The organism is Bacillus sp. YBWC18 (genome assembly GCF_002998775.1).
GTDB lineage: Bacteria > Bacillota > Bacilli > Bacillales > Bacillaceae > Bacillus.
On the sequence record NZ_PVRI01000001.1, the window covers coordinates 881360 to 897289 of the forward strand.

Genomic DNA, 15930 nt, shown 5'->3' on the forward strand with positions numbered 1-15930 from the left:
ACAGTGCGCTCTCTTAAGACTTAGACTTAAGCAATTTCAGCTCTTGATCCATAATATCTGCTGCTTCGGTAATAAATTGAATGATCAAGTCTAATTCTTCTCGCTTGTATTCGTTTGTAAGCTGTTTTGTTGATGCCGATAAAGATTGAAAGAGTTCTTTTACTTGTGATTTCCCAGCCGTTAATGGAACGATGATGACTCTTCGCTTGTCTTTTGGGTCCTTTTCTCTTTTGACGTAGCCCGCTTTTTCAAGACGGTCAATAAGAGCTGTGACCGCACCTGAGCTAAGACCTGTTTTTTCACTTAATTCCCCTGCTGTGAGGGGGCCGAGTTCGTTTAATAAATCGGCTGATTTGAGATCTGTTGGGAAAAGGCCGAGCGATTGCGCGGCCGCTTGATGGAATAAAACCGTTCGTGTGGCGAGGCGCCTCATTGTATGTATGATCAGGTCTGCTCTGTCTTCAGCGTCGTTCTTTATTGACAACTTGTTCTCCTCCCTTTAAAATCAATTTATCTTGATCATCAAGATAAATGTTCTCTTGCTTTATATTTAAGTTGATCATAGCAAAAATAAGGAGAGAACGTAAGCAGGAGGTAAATGAAATGAATCATGTGGATAAAGGCAAGGCATCCACTCGCTTTGTTGTCATCGGTTTGCTGTTAGGGATTTTTATGGCAGCGATGGACAATACCATTGTTGCAACAGCGATGGGAAGCATCGTAGCAGATTTGGGCAGTTTTGATAAATTTGCTTGGGTGACGGCTTCTTATATGGTGGCAGTAATGGCTGGAATGCCGATTTACGGAAAGCTTTCTGATATGTATGGTCGAAAGCGTTTTTTTCTGTTTGGACTTATTTTCTTTTTAATTGGATCAGCGCTGTGCGGTATCGCACAAACGATGGATCAGCTCATTATTTATCGAGCCATTCAAGGGCTTGGAGGCGGTGCCCTTCTTCCGATCGCGTTTACGATCATCTTTGATATCTTCCCGCCTGAAAAGCGCGGAAAAATGTCCGGTATGTTTGGTGCAGTGTTTGGTTTATCGAGTGTACTAGGACCACTGTTAGGAGCTATTATCACAGATTCGATCGGCTGGCATTGGGTTTTCTATATTAACGTGCCAATCGGTATTGTTAGTGTGTTCTTGATCGCCAGATACTATCATGAATCGCTAGAACATCGCAAGCAAAAAATTGACTGGTCAGGTGCTATTACACTTGTCGTGGCAGTTGTGAGCTTAATGTTCGCACTTGAGCTTGGCGGTAAATCTTATGCGTGGGATTCGGTGCAAATCCTCACACTTTTTGCCGTGTTTCTTGTGTTTGGTACCATCTTCTTTATTGTTGAGCGTAAAGCGGAGGAACCGATTATTTCTTTTTGGATGTTTAAAAATCGTTTATTTGCGACATCTCAAATATTGGCGTTTTTATATGGGGGGACATTTATTATTCTTGCCGTCTTTATTCCTATTTTCGTGCAAGCGGTGTATGGTGAATCTGCGACAAGTGCAGGGTTTATTTTAACACCGATGATGATAGGATCTGTGATTGGCAGTATGATTGGCGGAACGATGCAGACGAAAGTTCCTTTCAGACGTCTTATGACGATCTCTGTTATTTCATTTTTTGCTGGGATGCTGCTGCTTGCCAATATGTCACCAGATACAGCTAGACTTTGGCTCACAATCTTTATGATGATATCAGGCTTTGGTGTCGGCTTCAGCTTCTCCCTTCTGCCGTCAGCTTCAATGAATGATCTTGCCCCTCGTTACCGAGGCAGTGCAAACTCAACCAATTCATTTATGAGATCACTTGGGATGACACTTGGTGTCACGATTTTTGGGACGATTCAAACCAATGTCCTGACGAATCGCTTAGCAGATGCCTTTAGCGGAATGAAAGGAGCCCCTTCTCAAATAGGCGATCCACAAGCCATATTCCAAGAAGGTGCCCGTTCACAAATTCCGCCTGATATTTTAAATAAAGTCATCGATGCGATGTCACAAAGCATTACGTACGTATTTTTGATTGCGTTATTCCCTATTGCCCTTGCAGCGATTACGGTCCTATTTATGGGAAATGCACGAGTACGCACATCAAATGAAATGAAAGAAAGCGAATAATGTGAAAAAGCAGAGCGTTAGCGGCTCTGCTTTTTTTCGTTTCACTGATATAGAGGATGGGCTTTGCCCTCACTGCCAACGATACGTATTTTCGATGTGACCATGTCTTTTGCTGCTTGCTTTGCTTTTTGTAAATACATACGTGGATCTAAGCTTTCAGGTTCGTTTGAGAAATGATCACGGATGGCTTCAGAGTACGCATTTTTCAATTCAGTTGAGACATTGACCTTTGCCATACCAAGTGCCACACATCGTCTGACGTCTTCATCCGGAACAGCGGAACCACCGTGCAGCACAAGAGGAACATCGACCAGCGCTGCAATTTGTTCAATACGGTCAAAGTCAATATCCGGTACCCCTTTATAAATGCCGTGAGCGGTACCAATCGCAGGCGCTAAAGTAGGTACCCCAGTTTCTTCTACAAATTGACGGCATTCTGATGGAATGGCTTTTTCAGCATCCTTTTCATCGACGATGATATCATCCTCTACACCGCCTACCTTGCCTAATTCTGCTTCAACGTTCACTCCTACTTTTAATGCGAGGTCCACAACTTCTTTTGTGCGGCGTACATTTTCTTCATATGAATGCATGGATGCATCGATCATGACGGATGTATATCCTGCTCGAATACAGGTGAGAATCACATCAAAGTCCGTGCAGTGATCGAGGTGCAGACCGATTGGGATTTGATATTGATCAGCCGCCGCTTTGACTGTATCTGCAATCGCTTTTGCTCCAAGTGATTGAACCGTTCCAACCGTTGTTTGCAAAATGACAGGTGATTTTAATTCTGCGGCCGTTTCGAGCACCCAATAAATACTGTCAAAGGAGTGTACATTGAATGCAACTATTCCGTATTTTTCTTTTTTCGCAGCCTCAAGCATCGGTGTTGTTGAAAGTAAAGGCATAATCAAACATCCTCTCTCGTTAAAATATCTGTTTCTAAAACAGTAAGCATGTCTTCATTTGTTCTTGTTTCCAGCAGCTTTTGTCGTTTGGCTTCATCCATTAATCCTCGTGAAAGGGCAGAAAGAGCCTTTAGATGAGTGGTGCCCGCTTCATTTTTGGGGATCAGTAAGGATAAGAAGAAAAAGCATGGCTTCCCATCAAAAGCGTCCCATTCAATGCCTGTTTCAGTGCGGACGATCACAAGTGCTGGTTTTGTGATGGCTTCTGTTTGTGTATGTGGAATGGCAAATCCATCTTGAAATCCAGTCGTGCTCAGTGCTTCCCTTTCAGCTAAGCCTTTTTTGACATCCTCTGCTGATGTACAAATACCTGCTTTGTAGGCAATGTCAGCAATGGCTGCGAAAACGCCAGCCTGTGAAGAAGCTGTTTCATGAAGATTCATATAGATATGTTCCATTATTTCTCTTCCTCCCTATTAAACTGCGGGTTTGTCTATTTTTTTACGGTAAAGTCCGTATAGAATGGCACCTACAAGTGATCCGATCAGTATGGATAGTACCCACTGAAATGCACCTGTGACGACTGGAAGGACAAGGAATCCACCATGCGGAGCTGGAACCTGTACGCCAAATAGATACGTCAATATAGCAGAGATGGCTGAGCCAAACATGATAATTGGCAGGACAACGATCGGGTTTTTTGCCGCAAATGGGATGGCCCCTTCTGTAATATGTGTCGCCCCTAGAATATAGTTGATTGCCCCTGCATTTCGTTCCTGCGGTGTGAAATGTTTTCTGAAAATCGTTGTGGCAATCGCAATGATAAGTGGTGGCGTGATACATGCTGCGGACACACCTGCCATGAAGTAAAGGTTGCCTTGTGCAAGTAAAGCCGTTCCTGTGACATAGGCTGCTTTGTTAAAAGGACCTCCCATATCAAATCCACACATCGCTCCAACAATTAAACCTAAGAGCAGCGGGTTCGTGGATTGAACAGCTGAGAGAAAATCCATTAATGAATTATTTAGGCCTGTGATCGGAACTAATAGTGGTGTCATCACAGCTCCAATCAAGAAAATACCGATAACAGGATAGATGAAGATTGATTTTAAACCGTCAAGTGATGCAGGTAATTTTTGAAGCAGGAATTGAAGTAATACGATGATATATCCTGCTGCAAAACCTGCGATAATACCACCTAAGAATCCAGCGCCTCCGTCGTTTGCAAGCAGGCCGCCGATAAACCCGACAACCATCCCTGGGCGTCTGGCGATTGAATCAGCGATAAATGCTGCTAAAATAGGCACCATTAAGCTAAAGCCGAGTCCGCCAATGCTTTTCAAATAGGCAGCAAACGGATGATACGTTTCATGCTGAGGATCAGCAGAGTAGATACCGAATAGAAATGAAATGGCAATTAAGACTCCGCCTCCAACAACAAATGGAAGCATGTGTGATACACCGTTCATTAAATGTTTGTAGATCGTGTGTATCCATTTATTCGTCGTCTTTTGTTGAGAGGATGAAGGAGCAGATGTTTTCTCCGTTCCAGAAGCCCTTCCTTTCACTTGATGAACGGGTGCATCTCCATTGATAATGCCTTGGATCAGTTCTTCTGGCGTGCGGATGCCTTTCGCTACAGGCACTTCAATCAGTGGTTTGCCGTGAAAACGATCTGTATTCACATCTTTGTCAGCTGCGACAATGACCCCATCAGCCTCCAGAATGTCTTGACCGGTTAAAGCGTTTTCAATTCCTACTTGACCATGTGTTTCGACTTTGATGTCGACCCCTAATTGCTCAGCAGCTATTTTTAATGCCTCAGCTGCCATAAACGTGTGTGCAATGCCTGTTGGACAGCCAGTTGCAGCGACAATTTTTTTACGGCTCATATCTGATTCCCCCTTATATCTTGTGAATGTGTACTTGCTCAATTAATGAATGAATGTCATGTAAATCACTTAAGCCTTTAGAAAATGCAGTAGATGCGCCCGTTGCAATGCCGTAACGTAAGCATTCTTCAGGTGAATGACCTTCAAGCTGTTTACTAAGAAAGGCTGCGAGCATTGCATCTCCAGAACAAGCTGTGTTTACCACAGTGCCTGTCGGTGCGTTTCCTTTTAAGATGATGTCTTTCGTAATGAACAAAGCCCCTTCTCCTCCGCGGGAAATAAGCACTTGCTCTACACCCATCTCAATGAGTTTTTCTCCTGATTGAATGAGTTCTTTTTCTGACATAGGATGTATTTTGCCGAAAAAAGCAGCGATTTCTTCTTCATTCGGTTTTAATAAATACGGCTTGTATTGAAGCGTCTCAAGAACTGCTGCGGAGCTTGTGTCTAAAATAAACTTGACGTTGTGCTGATGACAAATAGCTGCTACTTCTGAAAAAATGCTGGCGGGTACGCCCTTTGGCAGGCTGCCTGACATGATAAGGATGTCCCCCTGCGGGATGGCCGCTATTTTTTCACGAAAGGCGTGAAGCGCTTTTGCTTCAATCGCAGGTCCTTGGTTCACGAGCTTGTATTCTTCTGTCGTATTAATAAAAACATTAATGCGTGTAATTCCTTCAACCGAGATAAAATCGGTTTGAATGGAAAGGTCCTTTAAGGATTGTTCAATATAAGAGCCTGAAAACCCAGCAATAAATCCTAATGCAGTGCTGGTGAATCCATATTTCTTTAGCATAATGGAGACATTGACTCCTTTGCCATTCGGCTGATAATCTTCATCTTCTGTGCGGTTGACTGCATTTGCTCTCATTTCTTTTAATGCAATATATAGGTCAATAGCAGGGTTTAAGGTGCAGGTATAAATCAATTGGTTTCACCTTCTTTCTTTTCTCTAAAGAAAGTATCTCATACGATGGAGTGAAAATGTTTTCAGATTGTGTAAAGGTTTTCATGATAAAAAGCCTTCCAGATCAAAGTCTCGAAGGCTTCTTTAGCGGTTATTTCATTCGGATCACATAGGCATCTAGTAAAATGCGGGCAATGACATGAAGAGACAGGCGCGATCTGACTTCATAATCTGGGAAGAAAGATTGTTCGCCTTTATATCCGACTAGAGTCATATCTGATATTTTGCTTAATGTAGAATCTATTCTTGTCGTGACGGTAATGGTCGTGACTTGCTTCATGCTGAGATTTTGACACGCTTCAACGAGCTCTGCTGTTTCGCCATTTAATGAAACAAAGATCGCAAGTTCATTTTTACCAATATCTCGTGATTTCAGCCGAATGATATTCGGGTCGTCATGTACTTCGCATGTTTTTCCGATGAGCTGTAATTTGATGGTCATTTCTTTGGCAATCATCTCTGAGAAGCCTCTGCCGAAAATATAAATTTTGTCCGCATTATGTATTTTTTGAACGGCATCTTCAATTTGCCCAATACTTTGCAGCTGAATCGTCTTTAAAACCTCTTCTTCATTTTTCCGAATCGCTAGTTTGATGTCTTCATCGATGTTTTTTAGCTGATCACTTGCATCGGTCATTTTCTTTTCTTGTTTCAATCGATATTTAAAGGAAGTATAGCCGTTGTAACCAATTTTTTTCATCAATCTGACAATTGTGGCTGTCGACACATTCGCTCTTTCACTTAATGTGACGATGGATAAGGTGGAGATTTCCTCTAGATGCTGGTGAATATAATGGAGTAAATAACGTTCTGTTTCACTTAACGTTTGATACACATCGCTTGGAATGTTAAATAGTGGTTCATTCAATTCGATTCCCCCTTACTCATTTCATACTATAATTAAATGCCCAATAAAAACAAGATGATTCTTTTGTCATATATTTTGATGGAAAGCCAAAATGAGTGAAATTTGATTTTTGACATACACTAAGGAAAAGTTGTGTCTGTGTGAAAGGAGCTGATACCTATGCTTCATCTCTTGTTTTTTCTCATCCTTCTCTATGTCGTCTATGTATTTTTGACCGCATTTGTGTTGTTTTATTTACCGATACGAAAAACATGCAAAGAACATTGTATTTATAAAGCCTCTTCTATCTCAGGAGACGATCAGGGGACAAATCAAGTGATGCTTCTTGACGACGGGTTTGAATCTGGTCAGGTTAGAATCCAAATGATTCGTGAGGCAAAGAAGATGATCCGCCTCAGTTACTATTCCATTCAAAAGGGAAAAACAGCCGAATGGGTACTAGGTGCTTTAATTGAAGCAGCTGATCGAGGTGTGAAAGTCCAGGTGTTGTTAGATGGCATCTGTCACAGTTTGCGCGGGCCGCTGAAGCATTTGCGCTATGCGGTGGCAAATCATCCGAACATGTCGATTCGTTTTTATGAGCCCTTTCGTTTGTTCAAGCCTTGGACGTGGCATAATCGGCTTCACGATAAGCTGCTACTAGCAGATGGCCGAGTGGCTGTGATGGGCGGAAGAAATATCGGTGATAAATACTTTGCAGATCAGCCGCCGAAAGACTTTGCTTTTGACCGTGATGTGCTGCTCTATAACGCCAAAAAGGGAAAAGTATTAGATGAAATGGAGCAATATTTCGTTTATCTATGGAATCATGATTTTACGAAAAGAACAAAAGATGTGTTCTCCAAGCAAAAAGCGAAAAAAGGGTTAAAGCTAAGAAAACAGCTGCTCAGATCCTATCAAGAAGCAGTGCGCACAAAAGAACCTTTTGTGATGTCCTCCTTTGATTGGGCAGCAGATGCCACTTCAGTGAAACAGATTGCCTTTTTCACAAATCCTGTGGAACGCTTCAATAAGCGGCCGCTTGTGCTGAAAAAACTGAACGATCTTGCGCACCGGGCAAAGCGTTCTGTGCTTATACAAACGCCTTATGCCATCCCAACACGCCCAATGAAAGCCGGACTCACCCCCTTAGATAGTGAGATTCAAACGACAATGGTCACGAATTCTCTTACAGCGACACCAAATCCGTTAGCCTTTGCTGGATATTTAAGCACGAAAAAGGAACTGATGAAAACAGGCGTTCATTTGTATGAATATGAAGGCCCCTATTCCATTCATGGGAAATCAATGGTGATTGATGATTACTTGAGTATTATTGGGACATATAACTTAGATGCGAGGTCTAGTTTTTTAAACACAGAGTCGATTTTGGTGATTGACAGTGCCCCGTTTGCGTTATCACTTACACAGGCAATCGAACGAAAAATCGCCTATAGTATTCTTGTCGCTAAGGATCGAACAGTCTATCATGCGAGCGATTATGGGCAGAAAAAAAAGCCTTTGATGAAAAGACTCCTTTTAAATGGATTATCCGCGATAACGGTATTATGGCGGCGATTGATTTAAAAAAGGGCGGCTACTCTTGTGGCAGCCCTTTTTCTTGCGATTGATCTTTTTCGGCTGACTCCAATTTGGTCAATTTAAACATTAAGATCCCAGCAACAATCACAATGACACCTAATAGTTTTGTAAAAGAAAATGCCACTTTTTCTAACCCAAGCCAGCCTAGCGAATCAAACAAAAGAGCGCAGCCCAGCTGTGACGTGAGGACAATCGAGATGCCATAAGTCGGTCCAAGACGTTTGATACTCTGAACTAGACAAATGACCACTCCTACCCCAATGGCTCCGCTGATCCAGTACCAAGCTTCCATATGTCTTAATTGAAACATGCCAGTTCCCTCTAGTAAGAGACCCATCAGGAGTGAAGCAATAAAGCCCATTCCAAGAACGAGGGTTGTAGTTGACCAAGAGCCTGTATGCTCATTGACCTTACTGTTAAAAATGGTTTGTAAGCTGACGAGTGCGCCAGCAGTGATAGCTAATAGTATTCCTATGATCATATATAAATCCCTTCATTTCTTCTATTCATAAATATTGTGCTCTGCTATTTCTAGAAGCCCTTTCCGGTCACAAATCGTAATCTCTCCTCTACGCCTCTCTATCAGCCCTTTTTCACAGAATTGCTGAATGACCCGGTTAATATGACGATAGCTTGTACCGATTAAGCTTGCCGCATCAGTGAGACGAAGGGCGCTCGCGCTGTCATCATTTGTTACAACAGACAATAAGTAGCTTGCAAGCCTGACCTCCACAGGATATAAAAGGTGGAAACTCAGATCGTTTGATTTTGTATAAAATTTGTTTGTGATGCCTTTTAGCAGAAAGGTTAACACGCGTGGGTCATCCTTCGCATGGCGCATGAGCGCTTGATGAGAAACCCTTAGCATATGTACTTCTGTGACAGCTTCGACTGTATTGACCATGTCGGTTTGCTGAACGTATTCAATATCTCCAATCGCTTCAAGGGGATGTTTAAAGCTAAGAATAAAGGTTTTCCCTTCCTTTGTGGTCGTGAAAATCTTTAATTTTCCTTTCACTAACAAGTACAGGTACTCCCTCTTATCCCCTTTTGAACAAACGAGCTCCCCTTGCTCATACCGCCACAAGCTCACGTGTGATATGAGCTTTTGATGAAAGACGTTTTCTAATTGATGTGCCTTAAGATAAGAGGAAAAAAGAGATTCATCATAAAGCTCCTCCATCTGACGCTCTCCTTTATAGCTTTAAAATGATCACGCCTGCGACCATCAGTAAAATTCCTGCATAATGAGGCCATTTCATTTTTTTCTTCTGTACACCAAACCATCCTTTTGCATCGATTGCAAAGGTAAAAGCAAGCTGTGCAATAAGTAACGCTGCGATGGTAAGTGTGACACCGATCATTTGAATCGCGGTGACTTCATTAAAAATAATAATGGCTGCAAATGCGCCGCCTATTAAATAAAGTGGCTGCACCTTTCGATATTCCCTGAAGTGTCCGTCTCGTACGATGAGTAAAATGACAAGTGAGATGATAAAACCGGTTAGCTGCGTGATAGTTGCTGCCTGCCATGTGCCGATATCCTGGCTGATTCTTGCGTTGGCTACGCCTTGCAGTGTAATGCAAGCGCCTCCTAATAAAGCGAAAATAACACCTTTCATTCGTTCAAATGCTCCTTCTTTTTTCAGTCTAGTTCCATTAAATGATACATGCTCACCTATTGAAAAGGACATATGTCCCACTTTGCGTATTATATCAGAAACTTTTTCTTTTGCAGTTTCTTCGTTTTAGATTTTTCACAGTGGGTACAGTTTTATATCAGCTGAAAACAGAATATTAAATGAATCACATATAAAAAGGAGACATGTCAGAATGAGAAATCAAGAGAAACATTTTATTAACGGAGAATGGGTTGCATCAACAGGAAACGAAACGACAGAGGTCATCAACCCTGCGACAGAAGAAGTCATTGGCACTATTAGCTTAGGAACAAAAGAAGATTTAGATAAGGCAGTGAAAGCAGCTCGTGCCGCCTTCCCTTCTTTCTCAAAAACATCTCGAAATGACCGCGTGAAGATGCTGGAAAACATTGTGCGCGGCTACGAAAAACGCAAGGATGAACTTGTAGAAGTGATGACACAAGAGCTCGGTGCACCGCTGAAAGTATCAGAAGAAGTTCATTACACAATGGGCTATGAACATTTTTCTAAAGCAGCGGAAGCACTTAAATCTTATACATTTACCGAGGACCGCGGCGGACATACCATTATAAAAGAAGCGATTGGCGTCAGCGGATTGATTACACCGTGGAACTTCCCAACGAATCAAACATCTCTTAAAATTGCGGGTGCCATTGCGGCAGGCTCACCAGTTGTCTTAAAGCCAGCGGAAATTACACCTTTTGCTGCGATGATTCTTGCAGAAATCATTGATGAAGCAGGCGTACCGAAAGGAGTCTTCAACTTAGTAAACGGAACTGGTGACGTTATTGGTGACGGTATTAGCTCACATCCTGATATTGACTTTGTTTCATTTACTGGATCAGGTGCCGTCGGCTCAAAAATTATGGAAAACGCGGCGGACAATGTGAAGAAAGTGGCTCTTGAGCTTGGCGGGAAATCCCCTCTTATTGTTTTAGATGATGCAGATGTGGATGAGGCAGCAGAAACTGCCATTCATCAGATTGCGATGAATACAGGTCAAGTGTGTTCTGCAGCTACGCGTGTGCTTATTCCAGAATCAATGAAAGACAAGTTTGAAAAAGCGCTGCTGAATGCCCTGCCGAAGTTTACAGTTGGTGATCCGAGAGAAGATCACGCTACAGGCCCGCTTGTTTCTAAAAAGCAGTGGGATACCGTGCAATCTTATATTGAAAAAGGAATTGATGAAGGTGCTACTCTGCTTGCAGGGGGAACTGGAAAGCCGGACGGAATCGATAAAGGATATTTCGCCAAGCATACCATTTTCACCAATGTGAAAAATGATATGACCATTGCGCAAGAAGAAATCTTCGGACCGGTCATGAGTGTGATTACGTATCAGGACCTAGATCATGCCCTTGACATCGCCAATGATACGGTTTATGGCCTTGCCGGGTATGTTGTTGGAAAAGATGAAAAAACTTTAAAATATGTAGCTGAACATATCCGTGCTGGCCAAATCACCATTAACAATGCCGAAACAGATTACTTTGCCCCATTTGGCGGCTTTAAGCAATCTGGTATCGGAAGAGAATGGGGAGACTTCGGCATCGAGGAATATTTAGAAGTGAAAGCTGTGATGGGACTTCCAACGGCATAATTTACGAAAGGAGAAAAGCCTTAAGGTTTTTCTCCTTTTTGTGGATTTTAAGAACTGCTCCCCTACTTATCCATAATGATGTTATATTTTTCAACCGTTACTTTAGGAGGAAACGATTCTTGTAACTCATCAAACCAAACCTCAATCGTTTGACCCTGTGACAGCTCTTTAGTATCAACTTTCGATAAATCCATAATGATGAGATCATGTTTATACTTATCAATAAGAAGGTGAGTATTCAATGAATAATCGCTTTTTAGAGGAGTTTTATTGTTTATAAGAAGTAAACCAGTCTCCTCTTTACTCAGCAGTATGCCTTTTTTTGAAAAAGGCGTTGTTGTTTTATTCTTATTGTATGAATCCTTTATATTGTCCTTTGGAGAATTGCACGCTACTAATAAAATGAGAAAAATCAAGATGACAAGCCGAAAACATTTTATGTTTTTAAACTTTAGCTGCATCAACTTTCATACACCCCTTTTCAATTCTTCACGATAGCTTCTTCATGCTAGCATTCTCAGAACAAAACGCCTATTTTTCTTAAGGTGCTTTATAAGTTAAGCTGATTTACCTTCAAGTTCATTCACCTTGTAAAGGTATTAGAAATCTTAATCATGACAATCAATATTATATATTTTACTTAATGGCAAACTTTCGGTAAAGTTCAAATTGAACCTATATATATAATTCCTATCGAATTAATCTATGTTTATATTCCTTGTGAGGTGGATATCGTTGCAACTTCATGTATTGAACAGTCCGTTTAGTCAGCAGCAGGCAGAGCTACTCAATCAGCTGCTTCCGACTTTAACAGATCAACAAAAAATTTGGCTTACCGGTTATTTATCAGCACAGGCAGCTCTAGCCGGATCAGAAACGGCCGCTCTGGCCCCTACTCCTTCTGCCGCAGCCCCTGCGCAGCCTGTCAGTAAAGATGTGACCGTACTTTATGGCTCGCAAACAGGCAATTCTGAAGGATTAGCGAAAAAGACAGCGCAGCATCTCGAGGAGAAAGGTTTTCAAGTGACGCTCTCTTCTATGTCAGATTTTAAACCAAATAATCTGAAAAAAATACACAATTTACTGATGATCGTCAGCACACATGGCGAGGGAGATCCGCCTGATAATGCCCTTTCTTTCCATGAATATGTCCATGGTAGACGTGCGCCAAAGCTCGATCATTTAAGCTTTTCTGTTCTTTCGCTTGGCGACAGCTCTTACGAATTCTTCTGTCAGACTGGAAAAGAATTTGATGAGCGCCTCAAAGAACTTGGCGGAACGCGTCTTATAGGCCGAGTGGATTGTGACCTTGATTATGATGAGCCGTTTTCTGAATGGCTTCAAGGGGTGACATCGGCACTTAGCGAAGGTGAAGCCGCAGCATTCCCGCAAGAATCAGCAGGAGCAACCAACCAAACAGCAGCTGCTGAATACTCAAGAACGAATCCTTTTTATGCGGAAGTTCTTGAAAATATCAACCTAAATGGCCGCGGCTCTAACAAAGAAACCCGCCATTTGGAGCTCTCTCTTGAAGGATCAGGACTTGTTTATGAGCCGGGTGACAGCCTTGGTATTTATCCAACAAATGATCCTGCGCTTGTTGATGAACTGCTCACGACATGCGGATGGAATGCAGAGGAAGCCGTAACCGTGCATAAAAATGGCGACACTCTTCTTTTGAAAGAAGCACTCACCTCGCACTTTGAGATTACAGTATTAACAAAACCCCTTCTTCAAAAGATGGCGGACTTTACAAAAAGTGAAGCCCTCCATGCCCTTTTAGAAGAAGGGAATGAAGAAAAGTTAAAAGCGTATATAGCAGGAAGAGATCTAGTAGATGCTGCGCGCGATTTTGGTCCTTTTGAAGGAACAGCCGCAGATTTCACCGCTATTTTAAGAAAAATCCCTGCACGCCTTTATTCGATTGCAAGCAGCCTGAAAGCCAATGAAGAAGAAGTTCATTTGACAATAGGTGTTGTGAGATATGATGCACACGGGAGAGAACGCCAAGGTGTCTGCTCCATCTTATGTGCGGAGCGCTTAGAGCCAGGTGATACACTGCCTGTTTATATCCAGCACAACCAAAACTTTAAGCTTCCTGAAAACCCTGATGCACCGATCATTATGGTGGGGCCAGGCACAGGTATCGCTCCTTTCCGTTCGTTTATGCAGGAACGAGAAGAAATCGGTGCAAACGGAAAGTCATGGCTATTCTTCGGTGATCAGCACTTTGTGACGGATTTCTTATATCAAACTGAATGGCAAAAGTGGTTAAAAGATGGTGTCTTAACGAAAATGGACGTGGCTTTTTCAAGAGATTCAGAGGAAAAGGTATATGTCCAGCACCAAATGAAGAAACAAAGTAAAGAATTATTCGAATGGCTGGAGCAAGGTGCCTATGTATATGTTTGCGGAGATGAAAAGCATATGGCGCATGATGTTCATGGTACCCTTCTATCGATCATCCAAGAAGAAGGTGCGATGAGCAAGGAGAAAGCAGAAAGCTATTTAGCCAATTTGCAGCAGCAAAAACGCTATCAGCGTGACGTATATTGATTGATTTGATGCTTGAAAGAAAGGAGCTTTTACTTACATGGTGAAGACAGCATTAACAGCGCCGGATGGACCTCCGAGCGACGTAGAGGAAATCAAAGAAAAAAGTGATTATTTACGGGGTACGTTAAAAGAAGTGATGCTTGATCCGATTTCAGCGGGAATTCCTGATGATGACAACCGCCTGATGAAGCATCACGGCAGCTATTTACAGGATGATCGAGACCTCAGAAATGAACGGCAAAAACAAAAGCTTGAGCCAGCCTATCAATTTATGCTGCGCGTACGCCTGCCTGGCGGGATCGCCACATCCAAGCAGTGGCTTGTGATGGATGAGCTTGCTCACAAATACGGAAACGGTACGTTAAAGCTGACAACTCGTGAAACCTTTCAGCTTCACGGTATTTTAAAATGGAACATGAAAAAGACCATTCAAGACATCCATTCGACTATGCTTGATACAATTGCTGCTTGCGGCGACGTGAACCGGAATGTGATGTGTACATCAAACCCCTATCAATCAGAAGTGCACCATGATGTATACGAGCTGGCCAAAAAATTAAGTGATGACCTGCTTCCGCAAACTAGAGCGTATCATGAAATTTGGCTTGATGAGGAAAAGGTTGCGGCAACGCCTGATACAGAGGTTGAGCCGATGTATGGTCCGCTTTATTTGCCAAGAAAATTCAAAATTGGTGTGGCGGTCCCTCCTGCTAACGATATTGATGTCTTTTCGCAGGATTTAGGCTTCATTGCGATCATCGAAAATGAGCAATTGATCGGCTTTAATGTCGCAATTGGCGGTGGAATGGGCATGACTCATGGTGATACAGCGACCTATCCTCAGCTTGCAAAAGTGATTGGCTTTTGTACACCGGAACAAGTTGTAGAGATTGCGAAACAAGTGATTACCATTCAGCGTGACTATGGAAACCGTTCGGTGCGAAAAAACGCCCGCTTTAAATATACAGTGGACCGCCTTGGTCTTGAGAATGTAAAAGAAGAGCTGGAACGCCGCCTAGGATTTGCCCTTTTAGACGCAAGAGATTATCGCTTTGATCATAACGGAGACCGCTATGGCTGGGTAAAAGGCATCAATGGCAGATGGCATTATACGATGTTTGTAGAAGGCGGCCGCATCACGGATTACGATGACTACCCGCTGATGACAGGTATTCGGGAAATTGCAAAGATTCATACAGGTGACTTCCGCTTAACAGCGAATCAAAATTTGATCATTGGAAATGTCACTTCTCATAAAAAGAAACAAATCGAGCAGCTCATTCAGGAGTTCGGTTTATCAGCTGGCCAGCAGCACTCTGCACTGCGCCGCAGTTCAATGGCCTGTGTTTCTCTTCCAACATGCGGCTTAGCGATGGCAGAAGCAGAACGCTACCTTCCACGCTTGATTGACAAAATTGAAGAGATTGTCGAAGAAAACGGCTTAAGTGATAAAGAAATCACGATTCGAATGACTGGATGTCCAAATGGATGTGCCCGCCATGCGCTAGGTGAAATTGGCTTTATCGGCAAATCACCTGGCAAATACAACATGTATCTTGGCGCTGCGTTTGATGGCAGCAGATTAAGTAAGCTGTACCGTGAAAATGTTGGTGAGGAAGACATTTTAAACGAGCTTGGTTCTCTGCTCCCTCGCTATGCAAAAGAACGAGAAGACCAAGAACATTTCGGTGATTTTGTCGTTCGGGCAGGGATTGTCAAAGAAACAACAGATGGCACGAATTTTCATGTGCAATAGAAAAAGACAGGACA

14 protein-coding genes and 1 pseudogene are annotated in these 15930 nt (G+C 42.6%); 5 read left to right on the forward strand and 10 right to left on the reverse strand.

All coding sequences use genetic code 11. The features are described from left to right. Nucleotides 1-13: 13 nt before the first annotated feature. Complete coding sequence (locus C6348_RS04615) at nt 14-433, reverse strand: MarR family winged helix-turn-helix transcriptional regulator (RefSeq protein WP_223251526.1); 420 nt, start codon at nt 431-433, stop codon at nt 14-16. A 170-nt stretch (nt 434-603) separates the two neighbouring features. Here C6348_RS04615 and C6348_RS04620 point away from each other — a divergent pair. Further along, nucleotides 604-2122: pseudogene (locus C6348_RS04620) on the forward strand (MDR family MFS transporter); the annotation flags it as partial. Nucleotides 2123-2165: 43 nt separating this feature from the next. Here C6348_RS04620 and C6348_RS04625 read toward each other — a convergent pair. The 5 genes from C6348_RS04625 to C6348_RS04645 all read right to left on the reverse strand — a co-directional run bounded on the left by C6348_RS04625 (nt 2166) and on the right by C6348_RS04645 (nt 6762). Further along, nucleotides 2166-3035, reverse strand: coding sequence for a class II fructose-bisphosphate aldolase (locus C6348_RS04625; RefSeq protein WP_106042077.1), 870 nt, complete (start codon nt 3033-3035; stop codon nt 2166-2168). 2 nt (nt 3036-3037) lie between these two features. After that, a complete protein-coding gene (locus C6348_RS04630) occupies nt 3038-3496 on the reverse strand; it encodes a PTS sugar transporter subunit IIA (RefSeq protein WP_066030823.1) in 459 nt (152 codons plus the stop codon). A 15-nt stretch (nt 3497-3511) separates the two neighbouring features. Further along, on the reverse strand, nt 3512-4927 hold the full coding sequence (locus C6348_RS04635) for a PTS fructose transporter subunit IIC (RefSeq protein ID WP_106042079.1): 1416 nt from the start codon (nt 4925-4927) through the stop codon (nt 3512-3514). Nucleotides 4928-4940: 13 nt separating this feature from the next. Next, on the reverse strand, nt 4941-5855 hold the full coding sequence (gene pfkB / locus C6348_RS04640; protein WP_106042081.1) for a 1-phosphofructokinase: 915 nt from the start codon (nt 5853-5855) through the stop codon (nt 4941-4943). 130 nt (nt 5856-5985) lie between these two features. Continuing rightward, nucleotides 5986-6762 carry a MurR/RpiR family transcriptional regulator gene (locus C6348_RS04645; protein ID WP_106042083.1) on the reverse strand — a complete coding sequence of 259 codons (777 nt, stop codon included), beginning with the start codon at nt 6760-6762 and terminating at the stop codon, nt 5986-5988. 159 nt (nt 6763-6921) lie between these two features. Between C6348_RS04645 and C6348_RS04650 the strand changes: the two genes are divergently transcribed. Then, nucleotides 6922-8328 (forward strand): phospholipase D-like domain-containing protein, encoded by a 1407-nt coding sequence (locus C6348_RS04650; protein WP_106042085.1) that lies wholly within the window; start codon nt 6922-6924, stop codon nt 8326-8328. A 10-nt stretch (nt 8329-8338) separates the two neighbouring features. Here C6348_RS04650 and C6348_RS04655 read toward each other — a convergent pair whose 3' ends face one another. Genes C6348_RS04655 through C6348_RS04665 form a run of 3 tightly spaced genes read right to left on the reverse strand, consistent with a single transcriptional unit; the run spans nt 8339 to nt 9965 of the window. Then, nucleotides 8339-8824, reverse strand: coding sequence for a DMT family transporter (locus tag C6348_RS04655; RefSeq protein WP_106042087.1), 486 nt, complete (start codon nt 8822-8824; stop codon nt 8339-8341). A 21-nt stretch (nt 8825-8845) separates the two neighbouring features. Beyond that, complete coding sequence (locus C6348_RS04660) at nt 8846-9526, reverse strand: Crp/Fnr family transcriptional regulator (RefSeq protein WP_034660842.1); 681 nt, start codon at nt 9524-9526, stop codon at nt 8846-8848. 13 nt (nt 9527-9539) lie between these two features. Beyond that, a complete protein-coding gene (locus C6348_RS04665) occupies nt 9540-9965 on the reverse strand; it encodes a DMT family transporter (RefSeq protein WP_034661956.1) in 426 nt (141 codons plus the stop codon). A gap of 211 nt (nt 9966-10176) precedes the next feature. Between C6348_RS04665 and C6348_RS04670 the strand changes: the two genes are divergently transcribed. Continuing rightward, the gene (locus tag C6348_RS04670; RefSeq protein ID WP_106042089.1) at nt 10177-11604 is read left to right on the forward strand and encodes an aldehyde dehydrogenase family protein; all 1428 of its coding nucleotides are present in this window, start codon (nt 10177-10179) and stop codon (nt 11602-11604) included. 62 nt (nt 11605-11666) lie between these two features. Here the strand turns inward: C6348_RS04670 and C6348_RS04675 are convergent, their stop codons facing one another. Next, nucleotides 11667-12065: a DUF3221 domain-containing protein gene (locus tag C6348_RS04675; RefSeq protein ID WP_223251527.1), complete on the reverse strand. Its 399-nt coding sequence runs from the start codon at nt 12063-12065 to the stop codon at nt 11667-11669. 274 nt (nt 12066-12339) lie between these two features. On the opposite strand from C6348_RS04675, the gene C6348_RS04680 reads away from it, so the two are divergent. Further along, nucleotides 12340-14160 (forward strand): assimilatory sulfite reductase (NADPH) flavoprotein subunit, encoded by a 1821-nt coding sequence (locus C6348_RS04680; protein WP_106042093.1) that lies wholly within the window; start codon nt 12340-12342, stop codon nt 14158-14160. A 37-nt stretch (nt 14161-14197) separates the two neighbouring features. Further along, the gene (gene cysI, locus C6348_RS04685; RefSeq protein WP_106042095.1) at nt 14198-15916 is read left to right on the forward strand and encodes an assimilatory sulfite reductase (NADPH) hemoprotein subunit; all 1719 of its coding nucleotides are present in this window, start codon (nt 14198-14200) and stop codon (nt 15914-15916) included. Nucleotides 15917-15930 lie beyond the last annotated feature (14 nt).